This window comes from Acidiphilium sp. JA12-A1, assembly GCF_000724705.2.
Classification (GTDB): Bacteria; Pseudomonadota; Alphaproteobacteria; order Acetobacterales; family Acetobacteraceae; genus Acidiphilium; species Acidiphilium multivorum.
In genome coordinates this window covers 34444-45221 of sequence record NZ_JFHO01000002.1, presented here as the reverse complement: position 1 = coordinate 45221, position 10778 = coordinate 34444, and the positions used below count along the sequence as shown (strand labels likewise).

At 64.5% G+C, this 10778-nt stretch carries 11 protein-coding genes; 7 read left to right on the top strand and 4 right to left on the bottom strand.

The annotated features are described in order from the left end of the window. On the top strand, window positions 1-596 hold a 596-nt coding region (locus tag RT91_RS00335; RefSeq protein ID WP_035184985.1), incomplete at its 5' end, for a transposase. A gap of 84 nt (window positions 597-680) precedes the next feature. Beyond that, complete coding sequence (locus RT91_RS00330) at window positions 681-1925, top strand: RNA-guided endonuclease TnpB family protein (RefSeq protein WP_035184960.1); 1245 nt, start codon at window positions 681-683, stop codon at window positions 1923-1925. Here RT91_RS00330 and RT91_RS21900 read toward each other — a convergent pair. After that, window positions 1905-2072, bottom strand: coding sequence for a hypothetical protein (locus RT91_RS21900; protein WP_160321833.1), 168 nt, complete (start codon window positions 2070-2072; stop codon window positions 1905-1907). The two genes, RT91_RS00330 and RT91_RS21900, sit on opposite strands and share 21 nt — an antisense overlap. Window positions 2073-2212: 140 nt before the next feature. On the opposite strand from RT91_RS21900, the gene RT91_RS00325 reads away from it, so the two are divergent. After that, window positions 2213-3358 (top strand): hypothetical protein, encoded by a 1146-nt coding sequence (locus tag RT91_RS00325; protein ID WP_082468500.1) that lies wholly within the window; start codon window positions 2213-2215, stop codon window positions 3356-3358. 53 nt (window positions 3359-3411) lie between these two features. Here RT91_RS00325 and RT91_RS20035 read toward each other — a convergent pair whose 3' ends face one another. Together RT91_RS20035 and RT91_RS00315 are read right to left on the bottom strand one after the other, a co-directional pair. Next, window positions 3412-3858, bottom strand: coding sequence for a hypothetical protein (locus RT91_RS20035; RefSeq protein WP_035184954.1), 447 nt, complete (start codon window positions 3856-3858; stop codon window positions 3412-3414). A 161-nt stretch (window positions 3859-4019) separates the two neighbouring features. Continuing rightward, window positions 4020-4577: a hypothetical protein gene (locus RT91_RS00315; RefSeq protein ID WP_051788106.1), complete on the bottom strand. Its 558-nt coding sequence runs from the start codon at window positions 4575-4577 to the stop codon at window positions 4020-4022. A 242-nt stretch (window positions 4578-4819) separates the two neighbouring features. On the opposite strand from RT91_RS00315, the gene RT91_RS00310 reads away from it, so the two are divergent. The 4 genes from RT91_RS00310 to RT91_RS00295 all read left to right on the top strand — a co-directional run bounded on the left by RT91_RS00310 (window position 4820) and on the right by RT91_RS00295 (window position 8042). After that, window positions 4820-5374: a nucleoside 2-deoxyribosyltransferase gene (locus tag RT91_RS00310; RefSeq protein WP_035184980.1), complete on the top strand. Its 555-nt coding sequence runs from the start codon at window positions 4820-4822 to the stop codon at window positions 5372-5374. 167 nt (window positions 5375-5541) lie between these two features. Next, the gene (locus tag RT91_RS00305) at window positions 5542-7017 is read left to right on the top strand and encodes an AAA family ATPase (RefSeq protein WP_035184952.1); all 1476 of its coding nucleotides are present in this window, start codon (window positions 5542-5544) and stop codon (window positions 7015-7017) included. 153 nt (window positions 7018-7170) lie between these two features. Further along, complete coding sequence (locus RT91_RS00300) at window positions 7171-7524, top strand: MbcA/ParS/Xre antitoxin family protein (protein ID WP_011930676.1); 354 nt, start codon at window positions 7171-7173, stop codon at window positions 7522-7524. Further along, the gene (locus RT91_RS00295; protein ID WP_011930675.1) at window positions 7521-8042 is read left to right on the top strand and encodes an RES family NAD+ phosphorylase; all 522 of its coding nucleotides are present in this window, start codon (window positions 7521-7523) and stop codon (window positions 8040-8042) included. The genes RT91_RS00300 and RT91_RS00295 overlap by 4 nt, the downstream gene beginning before the upstream one ends. Window positions 8043-8045: 3 nt before the next feature. Here RT91_RS00295 and RT91_RS00290 read toward each other — a convergent pair whose 3' ends face one another. Continuing rightward, complete coding sequence (locus RT91_RS00290; RefSeq protein ID WP_035184950.1) at window positions 8046-10670, bottom strand: sigma factor-like helix-turn-helix DNA-binding protein; 2625 nt, start codon at window positions 10668-10670, stop codon at window positions 8046-8048. Window positions 10671-10778 lie beyond the last annotated feature (108 nt).

The following is a 10778-nucleotide window of genomic DNA, read 5'->3' as shown; positions in this document are numbered from 1 at the left end:
GGGGCGCCAACGTCGTCGCGGAGGTAATGGACGGCCATCGCCCCGCTATCTGGATCTCCGATCTCTATGGCGCCCAGCGCGGTCATGCCGATGACTGGCAGATTTGCCTCGCCCACCAACTCCGGGACTGCAAATTCGCGATCGAGGCGGGTGATACGATCTTCGCACCCAGAATGAAGGCCCTGCTGCTCCGCGCCGTCGTGCTGGCGCGGCGCCATCGCACGCTCGCGGACGCTACAAGACGCGCCTGGCGGCGGCGCCTCGACCATGATCTCGACGCCGTCATGGCGCTCGCCCCGATCAACCACCACGGCAGACGATTGCGCCGACGATACGGCAAGGTTCGTGATCATCTCTTCACCTTCCTCGACCACCCGGATATCGCCGCGGACAACAACGGCTCCGAGCGCGAACTCCGGCCTACCGCGACATATCGCAAGGTCACCGGAGGGTTCCGATCCAACTGGGGCGCCGATTTCTTCGCCAACGTCCGATCCGTCGTCGGGACCGCCGCGCGGCACGGCCTTGATGCCTACACCGCTATCAAAAACGCCGTCACCGGAGCATCACTGCCCATCGCCCCCCTACCGGGTTGAGCAGATACGGGCGGGGAGGAAAGCGACATCTACCGCAGAAATAGGTTGAATTGGCTGGACCCGTTTCTTTAGAATGAACGGTATATGTTGAATAGAGCGTTCCGCTACAAGCTGAAGGTCGATGCTGCACAGGACTCTGTGTTTCGCCAGTACGCAGGTGTAGTGCGTCTGATCTATAACGTGGCCCTTGAGCAGCGCAGTGTCTTCTGGCGACAGCACCTGGCTCGCACGGGGAAAGCAATCTCCGTAACCACGCAGTGTCGCGAGTTGACCGCGCTCCGCGCCGAATACGACTGGATCCGGGCGTTGCACGTAACCCCGCAGCAGCAGGCGCTACGGGATCTCGACAAGGCGCTCGGGAACTTCTTTGCAGGCCGGGCCGACTATCCAAAGCCACGATCTCGTCGTGAGAACAACGCCTTCCGGTTCCAGGGAAGAGAGGTTGACGTCGAGACCTTGTCCCGGAAGTGGGCGAGAGTTCGCCTCCCGAAGATCGGGTGGGTGAAGTTCCGCCTGACACGACCGCTCCGCGGCACGATCAAGAATGTCACCGTCGCCCTGGACCCGCTGGGCTGGCACGTCTCGTTCGCCTGTGCGATCGAGCATGAGGCCGCAGAGAGCAATCTCCCGGACGTGGGCATGGATCGGGGTGTTGCCATAACCGCGGTCCTCTCCAGTGGTGATCGTCTCCGCATCCCGGGATCTCTCGCCTTGATCGAGAAGCGGAGACGCCAGGCACAAAAGATCGTTGCCCGGAGGAAGAGAGGTTCCAACCGCAGAGCCAAGGCTCTGCGTCGGGTAGCTAAGCTCTCAGCCAAATCCGCTCGTATCCGCCGGCATTGGCAGCACCGCGTGAGCCAGAACCTTGCCTCCCGCTTCGGTACCGTCGTTGTCGAAGACCTCAAGGTCCGGAATATGACGGCATCCGCCGCGGGGACCGTGGCGGAGCCGGGACGCAGCGTCCGTCAGAAGAGTGGACTCAACCGGAGCATACTGGAGCAGGGCTGGCACAGCCTGACCACACTCCTCGAGTACAAGCTTTCCGAACATGGCGGTCACCTTGTGGCCGTCGATCCCAGATACACGTCGCAGACATGTTCGTCGTGCGGAGTCGTGGACCCCAGAAGCCGCAAGAGCCAAGCGCGTTTCCAATGTGTCCATTGCGGCTTCCGAGCCCACGCCGACTACAACGCTGCGGTCAACGTGCTGCGCCGGAACACGGCGCCTATGCTCGTGGAGGGATGCGGTTGCGCGCCCGTCGAAGCGAGAACTGGACGGAGCCGAATGGCTCCCGAAAATCCTCCGCCTTCAGGCGGGGGAAGATGTTAAGTCGTTGGCCAGGATGAAGCGCGGCGCCGAGGGCAGCATGTCCGCGACCGAGATGATCCGCCGGATCGAGGCTGTTGCCGATTGCAGCGCCCCCGGAACCGCGAGGATCCTGTCCCGCATCGCGACGACCTGATCGCAAAGAAGCATCCGAAATCTCCCGCCTGCGCCCGTTAAAGCAGTCGGCTAACGCCTGCTGCAATACAAAATTGGTGGATATTTCCGAAGTTTCATCTTCGTTTTTTGCACATGCAGGATGTATCCTGGCCAGGAATTCCGGAGGCGAATCAATGAGCGGACACAGCCAGCCAGGCCCGGCGCACCCGGAAGCGGGCAATCGCGAGCACTATGTGTGGCACCACATGCGGCAGCCGAACGGCTTCACCTGCGGATCGACCTGCGTGCGCATGCTTTCCAGCATCCTCCTTGCTGGCGAGCCCGATCCGCCGCGCCTCCATCCCGAGGTCATTGCCGGCATGATGGGGACCAACCCCCGGACCGGGACGACAGAGATCGAGATGAAGCGCGGCCTCGATCTCTATGGCATCCCGCACGAGCGGATGCCGCCGACCGCAGACGGTGCGGGGCCGGGCCGGATGGAAGACCTGATCGGCTGGCTGAAGGCCGGCAACATGGCCATGCTTAGGTGCCTCTTCTTCGGCATGAAGCACTGGATCCTCGCGACCCACGCGGACGCTCGGGGAATCCATGTCCTCGATCCAGCCGCCCAGAGTCCCGGCATCCTCTCCCCCGACCGCGTCGCCTCGCTCATCCAGCCGCGTGGGTGGGAGTTCTGGAAGATCCCGGCCAACGCGCCCTGCCGGGAGTTGCATTTCGGCCGGCTGCCAAGACCCGGCATTGCGACCGAGGTGATGCAGGACGCGGTCGTGGGGCTCCTCCTCGATCATGGCGACCTCGATCGGCGGATGATCCCGCCCGAGGCAGCCGGCTGGCTCGTCGGGCAGCTTATGCGCTCCGAACGGAGCTATGGCCTGTGGGATGGCAACCGGCTCCTGGCTACCCACATCGCCAGCGGCTGCCAGCCGTGGAAGGTCCTCGAGGATGCCGGCTTCACGGTCGACGAGGCGACCATGGAGCGTCTTCGCGCCCAGCTCGCCCGCCTGCCCGGCGCGGTCTACCATTCGCTCGCCACCGCAGTGCATCCGGACGTCGAGGAAAATGGCGGCCGATGGCTGGTCGATGCCGCGCCAGGGCTCTTCGGCTTTGCCGGCGTCCACGGCATTGAGCGCGCCGATGAGGCAGCCGGGGGGAGGGCTGGCGACACGCTTTTGGAGCTCCGCCATGACGAGATGCGATACTTCGTCCGGGAGGCGCCGAATTTCGACGGAGTGGCCGCTCTTGAAGAGGTTGTGACGGGCCCGACACGCGGGCCGTCCGATGAAGATGCGCAGGGGCCCGGGCCATCTCCGGGGTGAGAAGGCGCGCAGGCCCTCCGGCCTGTCCCCTCATGCAGTCGCAGCCGAGGCGTCTACGCCTCCGGTGATGGCGATCCGCGTGGCCGATCAAGCCCGTAGCGCCTGCGCATCAGGCCAGCATCGATCATGACATCGGCCAGCCGGTCATGATAGCCGAGATCAGCGCCGATCCGGCACCCGAGCTCATAGCCGCTGATGGCCGCAGCCAGGCCGCCCGGAGAGTAGAGGTGCGCTCCATGCCCGTCATCATCCTCCAGCATCCTGGAATAGAGGGAGAGTTCGGCGCCGAGACCCAGGCCCCGCCACGGAGGAGCGACGAAAATCATGCCGTAACCTGAAACGGCGACGACGCCCCCCTCGTTTGCGCGGCATGCAATGAAGGGTATCCCAGTCTCGGTGTCACGAGCATCGGCAAGGCAGATGGAAATCCCCTCCGCCCCGCAGGCATCCGACGAGAGAACCTTCGCATCTTCCACCTGCCGTAAAAGGGGCCGCAGCATCCGCTCCGCAGAGGCCGCGTGCGCCTCGCCAATTTCGAGCCGTGAGAGACTCCCGTGCCTACCCAGCAGAAATGCAGGGGCACCAGTCTGCCACGGGCCCCGCCCTGACGCTGCCACCGCGGCGATGGCACGGGCGAGGTGCGGCCGGGCGAAAGCCGGGGTCACGGCTGCGGCTCGGGCCCCGGCTCCGGCGTGACCTCGTCAAGATGTCCGATCTCCTGGCTGGCCTCGTCAATGAACTGCGCCATCAGGCTGTCCGTGCTGCCGCGGAAGATCGACTTCGGCGTGACCAGCATCGCGCTGCCGCCAGTGGCCTGCGGCTCAGGCTTGCTGCAGGTCCAGGCCGCCGTGACCCGGATCATCTGCTGGGGCATGCGCGCGGAGATGTCCTGCAGCACCGACAGCCACGCGTCCTCGTCGATATCGACCGTGACCATGTCATCGTCGCCGCTGCCCCCAGCCGCCGCGGCTTCCAGTGCCGCGGCGAGGGTGCGGCCGACACCGGTGGCCTTGTCCGGAAGGCTCTCGAATGCCTTGCGCAACTCCGAGAGACGCATCTCCAGGAAGCCCCCGGCCGTCTCGCTGGCAAACAGATGAATCAACTCACCGTCCGGCTGTGCATCCTGAAAGGCTGCGTCCAGGATCTCGCGCTCCAACGTGGAAAGCAAAGCCAGCGGCAGCGGCTCATGAACGGCGACGGTGCTGTAGTAGTTGGTCATGATGGGTCTCCAGTGGCTTTCCATGCTATAGAAATTGGAAGTCGTTTTTCAATGTATGATTGATTTTTGTCGGGTCGCCGCCCATAATGCCCGACACCCGGTTCTCCTGCGCTGGAGAGGTGCCAAGCAATGCCGTTCGCCATCCCTCACGAGCCCCTCAGCCGGGGCTGGCTCCCCTTCGAGCATGTCGGCGGGGAGGAGGCCATCACACATGAGACCGTGGCCGAGGCGCAGGCGGCATGATGAGGAGCGACAAGCCCCGCATCTATCTCGCAGGCCCGGACGTCTTTCGGGTCGATTCCGACACCCATGGTGCACACCTCATCCAGCTTTGCGCCGCGCATGGCGTGACGGGCGTCTACCCGGCGGACAATGATATGGTCGCCGGCATCAACGCGATGCTGCGCGCCGGCCAGCCACCTTCAGAGGTCGCGCGGGCGATCTTTCGAGCGAATGCCGATCGCCTCCGCACCTGCGACGCGGTGCTTGCGAACATCGACCCCTTCCGCAGCCCGGGTGCGGATAACGGCACGGCGTGGGAGATGGGGATGGCTTATGGCCTCGGCCTCCCGGTCTTCGCGTACGCCTCAGACCTGAGGACGACCCGCGAGAAGATCTCGAACTGGCATTGCGCACCATTCTCGGTGCAGGACGGCATCACCCGGGACCGTGATGGCATGATGGTCGAGGACTTCGGCGAGGTCGACAACCTGATGCTCACCTGCTCGGTCGTCGGCGAGCGCGTTCACCCCGACTTCCTCTCCGCGCTCCGCGCGGCAGCCGCCCATCTCGCCTGACACAGATCACCACATGTTCTCATCTTGTTCTGGATATGCGCAATATATTGTGGGCAACGGGCGCGCGCGACCGCTTGTTCGCTTGCTTTCGCCTTGGCCGTCTGTTTGATTCGCGGCGTGGCGCTGCATTCGGCATGCGCCCGATCAAAACTGACGGGCAGAATTAGATGACCAAGGCTTCCGGCAATCCGACCGACGATATCAGCGGCTTGCTGGAAGATGGTATTGGCGTTTTCGACGACGCTGGCGAGCTTCATGTGCCCCTGCGCCGCGGGCGTGGCGGTACACCGGTGGCAGGCACCCGCGGCGACTGGGGGCTCGAAGATCCACCCGCGCCACCGATTGTCCCGGCGCCCGGCATGAATGACCGGGTCTCGAACTGGGCGGCCCGCAACATCATCGCGCCCGCGATCCTTGCCATCATCCAGCCCACCGGGCTCGACCGCGAGCAGGCCGGGCGCGTGCATGACGCCGTGCGCCGGCTGATCCCGGCCGGCCTGCCGCCGGGGGCCCTGAACCTGCACGGCGCGGTCAAACTACTGTTCGGCATGGAGTTCCGCTCGCTGCCGCTGAAGACCCGCTGCGAGACGCTCGAGATGTTGCTCGCGTGGATGGGGCTCACCGAGGAGGTCGGCCTCGAGATCTTCGGTGAGGACATATGGCGAGCGCTGCCGTTCCACTGGAACCAGCGCGTCGCCGAGCTGGACGCGAGCGACGATGCAGTCGCACCGGCGGAGGTGGCTGCAGGCGCGACCGACCCCAGGCGGGATGTCGCCACGGGCGTCATCGTTGTGCGCGAGATCGGCAACAGCGACAATGACAGCGCGAAGCGGGCGGACAAGGCAGTGACCAGCCTGGTGCAGAAGCCGCTTCCGCTGTTCCGCTCGAACCGCCTGGATACGTTCCGCGAGCGGATGCTGGCCGACTTCCCTCATGCCGCCACCGCGATCGACGATCTCTACTGGGACCTGACGACGCGCGATCACGTCGCATGGACGCCCCGGATCCTGGTCGGCAACCCGGGGGTCGGCAAGACCAGCTTCGTCGAGGCGGCCTGCCTGGTGCTGGAGATCCCCTACCTGAAATATCCGTGTGGCGGCGATACCGACTCCGTCTCGTTCCGCGGCGCCTCCCGGAAATGGTCCACCACCTCGCCGTCGCTGCCGCTGAGCCTGATCGCCTCGCACCAGATCGCCAATCCGGTGATCATCCTCGACGAGATCGAGAAGGCCGGCACCAGCCGCTACAACGGCAACCTGCTCGACGTGCTGCTGGGCATGATGGACCGCAAGCAGGCGTCCGGCTGGTACGACCCGCATGTCGAGGCCCCGATCGACCTGCGCCATGTGAACTGGCTGGCCACGGCCAACTCCACGAAGGACCTGCCGCCCGCGATCCGTGACCGGTTCCGGATGGTGAGCCGCATTGCCGATCCGTCTGCCGAACACGGTCCCCATCTGGTGAAGGCGCTGCTCCGGCAGGTCGTGGCCGAGCGCGGTCCAGGAGCTGCGATGATCGAGCCTCTCGGCCTCGATGAGATCGAGGCGATCACCGGGATCTGGGGCGGTGGATCCGTCCGGCAGCTCCAGACGGTGCTGGAGCACTGGCTGCGTCAGCGGGACCGGTCAGCCAGCCGGCATTGAGAGTTTGACCAGCTCAAAACCTGGCTTTGACAGAACGACCACGCGACCATTCGGCGTCAAGTCGGCTGGCGGTCGGAACGCAGGTTTGCGGCCTTGAAAGCCACGGCGATTGACGCTATTTAGCGTCAGAACCCGCGGTCGATTAGGTGACACATGTTCAATATCTTGCAGTTCTCTGATCATGGCTACTTCGCGCCGCAGAAGATTGCGAAGGAGTTGAAAACGTCGAGCGAAGACGTCGCCCGCTCGGCGGGTCTCGGACGTGATGCTGTGCAGCGCGCCAATCGGGTCCAATCTGACAGAACCCAGCGCCGTCTGCGTGAAATGGTGGAGATCCTGAACAAGTCTACACCACGGTTCGGATCACTCCTGATGGCCTACGCCTGGTACCGCTCACAGCCTCTTCCCGGCTTTTCGGGGCAAACACCAATGCAGTTGGTCATGCATGGCCGAGCCAATGAAGTGCTCGAATATCTTGATGCCGTGGACGCCGGTATTCACGCTTGACGGCCGCTTCCTACAAAGGGCTTCTCTACCGGGCAATCAATCCGATTTATGCAGCCGACCCCATGTCTGGTGAAGGAGCGCGTCTTTACGGCGGTAGATTCAATCCGCGTGGCGTTCCTGCGATTTACTGTTCCATTTCAGTTATGACGGCTTTGCGCGAAGCCAACCAGGCCGGTGCATTACAGCCGACCACACTCGTTTCATACGACGCCGAGATCGAGCGTGTCTTCGACGCTCGTGATGTATCTGCCGTCGAAGCCGAGGGGTTCTCGCCGGGGACTCTTGCCTCTCAAACATGGCGCGATGAGATGAAGGCCGGCAAGCAGTCGCAAACGCAGGTCTTTGCGAGCCGTCTGATTGCCAAGAACTATTGCGCGCTGCTGGTTCCAAGCTACGTGGCGGGGGCTACACCGAGTGACCTTAACCTCGTGCTTTGGAAGTGGGGCTCATCAACACCGTCTCGGCTTGTGTTGATTGACGACCAGGGACGGCTCGCCGTGCCCCCTCTTCCCGCCTGACCGTCAGCCGTTAACCGGCTGCAGCACGCGTCCCCGTCGCACCTTGGTCCGGCCGTAAACCGAGAGCTGCGGGTCACCTGGCCGCTGAAGCGCACGGCTCACGGCATCGTTGTCGACCCAGCCCCCGGGCCCCGCATCACGCGAAAGCAGGGCTCGCATCTCCGGGTTACGCCAGCTGATGCCATCAGCGTGCACCGCATCGCGGATCACTGCCTCCAGCGTCGGCCGCAGGTCGGCGGTCGGCAGATGGCGGTCCTGCCAGTGCTTCGGTGCGCGGGCCAGGCCGAAGCGCGCGAGGAGCGCCAGGTGAGAGGCCGGCGTGTGCATATCGCGCTGGTTGGTGGTCCGTCCGATCAGCGTCCAGGATATCTCCCCCATCCACCATAGGGTGATCATGGAGGCGAGGAACCGGTCCGCCGGCGGCAGGGCATACTCGTCCGGCTGCTCGGTCTGGTGATGCTGCTTGCGATCAGACATCTCGGCCTTGACCGCCTGCCACCGCGTGATTTCGTCCTCCGCGATCGGCCACATCCGCGGATCGACCACGTCGAAAAGGGCTCCCGCGACCTTCTTGTTGGCGTGTTCGGCCGCCCAGCGAGCCAGCCGGTATTCGAACGCCATGTCCCAGATCGGGTAGATCCGCGCCGCGGCCGGCGATACGCGCCTGGCGTCAGCGTACGCCCGGGCAATCCGGTCGGCGAGGAACACCTCCGGAAGCGCCCGCCGCGGGTCGGTCAGTTTCGGCAGCTGCTCGACGAGCCCGTAGATCCCCGGCGAAAGGTGCACGAAGTTCGGATTCATCTTCATGATCGGCTGGGCCCCGCTGAGCGTCTCGCTGCGCGACCCATAGTTCTCGGGCAGGGTGAGTTCCGCGAGATCCAGCGTGCGGATGGGACCGTGGCGGGTGATCTGGCCATGCAGGAAATGGGCAACCGTGTTCTCGCCGAATGGCCGCCGCCAGATGGAGGTCTGCGACATGTCCGGCCGGATCGTGTAGGGCAGGGGGGCGTGCCCGGCCGGGCGTTCAGGCAGCTTCTCCTGTAGCGGGAACCAGATCCGGTCGATCACATTGAGGAACATGCCCTTCGCCCCGGCAATGGCGCGCGGGACGCAGTTGGGCATGTTGTTCTCTTCCGGCGTGGCCGCCGCATAAGCCTCGCAGAGGCGCGTCAGGTCGAACGGCGCGCCGTCGTCCAGCTTGATCGCGAGGTCATAGAGCTGATAGGCGCGGCGCTCGTTGAGCTGGTCGATGTCCCGGATGATGTGGCGGCCGACGATCGCGGCGCCGGGAACCATGGCGACGGCAGCACTGATCTCGCTCGTCGTTGCGCCGGCCGCCTCCATGGCGTCGGACACCAGGATGGCGTTGCGCCGGCCGCGCAGCCTGGTCGACAGCAGCTTGCTGGTCGCCTGGGCCCGCCCGCGCGCCTTGTCGTCGAGGCCAAGCAGCCAGCCATTGCCTTGCCGGGTGCCGTAACGGTTGGCCAGGTCCGACGCGCTCGGGAACAGGGCCTCGAGGCCCAGTACCACGGTTCCCGGCACGCCGTGGGCGATCATCGCCTTGCGGTTGATCTCGCCGGATGCCTCATCGGGCAGGTAGCCGGTTCCGTCGGTCAGGATCTCGATCAGTTGAGGCAGATGCGCCTCGATGATCGGCTCGACCTTCTGCCGCGAAGGCTCGCGGCCGAGATGCTTGACCGCCTCCACCTCGATCTGGCGCACGCGCTCCTTGGTGATCCCGACGGTATTGGACACGACATCGAGCGTCGCCGGCTTGTCGAAGAAGCCGTAGCGCATGGCCAGGATCTGCGCCTGCTTCTCATTGCGCATGATGACGCCGGGGAAGCCGGGAAGCTCGGTTGCGCGGTTCTTCCGCCCGTGGCTGCCACCGAGAAGGTGATGCGCGGGTTCAGCGAGGAAGGCTGGGAGCGCATCGCGGACCTTGTCGAGGTCGGCGCGCCCGATCATGTGCTGCAGCGGAACCGGAATGTCGCCGGCCAGGATGCCGGCAAGGTTCAGCCGTTCGGTGGCGACATCCTTCTTGCTGACAACGCTGGCCACGGCCTCGGTCGCGCGCAGGAGCGCGCCGTCGACCAGCAACTTGAGGTCTGTCGTGCTTTTGGCCCCGAAATTGTCGGCTTGCTGGAGGCGGGTCATGATCCCTTTCCAGTCCGAGAGCAGGTCGGCCAGCGTGCGGACGCCAGCCCGCCAGTCATCCTTGCTGTCCCGTGCCGCGACGAAATCCTCGAGGATCCGGCGCAGCCGGATAGCGGGGTCCGCCTCCATCAGCGCTTCGGGGAAGGGAACAAGGGCAAGCACGCGGAAAACCGCCGCGAGAGCCGCGACGCGCGCGTCGTCTTGCTGGCGCGCATTCATCTGGGCCCGGGCCGCGCCGGCATGCGAGTAACCCGCCTCGTCGAGGTGGCTGAAGATCTGCTTGAGGATCGGCACGGAAAAGCCCCTGAAGGAGACCTCCCGGCTCAGCAGCGCGTTTCTGAGGTCGAGTACGTTCGCGACGCTCATGGTCATCAGCGGGCTGTCGGGATTCTCAGAGACCGCCTGGGCGGCGGGCCGGGTCAGCTCGATCTCGTCCAGGGCGTCTCGAAGCGTCGTGCCGGAAGCATTCATGTGTTTCAGCCTGCTGACCCTCTGGAGTTGGGATAAAAATAGAATATATATAGAATGCATTTATATCAACAAATACGCGACTGCATTTTCGGAAAATCTGATTTAAAT

What these genes read in the sequence shown, in the direction of transcription:
- RT91_RS00330 (WP_035184960.1), top strand. Translation starts at nt 681, where the DNA reads ATGTTGAATAGAGCGTTCCGCTACAAGCTGAAGGTCGATGCTGCACAG.
- RT91_RS21900 (WP_160321833.1), bottom strand. Translation starts at nt 2,072, where the DNA reads ATGCTTCTTTGCGATCAGGTCGTCGCGATGCGGGACAGGATCCTCGCG.
- RT91_RS00325 (WP_082468500.1), top strand. Translation starts at nt 2,213, where the DNA reads ATGAGCGGACACAGCCAGCCAGGCCCGGCGCACCCGGAAGCGGGCAAT.
- RT91_RS20035 (WP_035184954.1), bottom strand. Translation starts at nt 3,858, where the DNA reads ATGCTGCGGCCCCTTTTACGGCAGGTGGAAGATGCGAAGGTTCTCTCG.
- RT91_RS00315 (WP_051788106.1), bottom strand. Translation starts at nt 4,577, where the DNA reads ATGACCAACTACTACAGCACCGTCGCCGTTCATGAGCCGCTGCCGCTG.
- RT91_RS00310 (WP_035184980.1), top strand. Translation starts at nt 4,820, where the DNA reads ATGAGGAGCGACAAGCCCCGCATCTATCTCGCAGGCCCGGACGTCTTT.
- RT91_RS00305 (WP_035184952.1), top strand. Translation starts at nt 5,542, where the DNA reads ATGACCAAGGCTTCCGGCAATCCGACCGACGATATCAGCGGCTTGCTG.
- RT91_RS00300 (WP_011930676.1), top strand. Translation starts at nt 7,171, where the DNA reads ATGTTCAATATCTTGCAGTTCTCTGATCATGGCTACTTCGCGCCGCAG.
- RT91_RS00290 (WP_035184950.1), bottom strand. Translation starts at nt 10,670, where the DNA reads ATGAATGCTTCCGGCACGACGCTTCGAGACGCCCTGGACGAGATCGAG.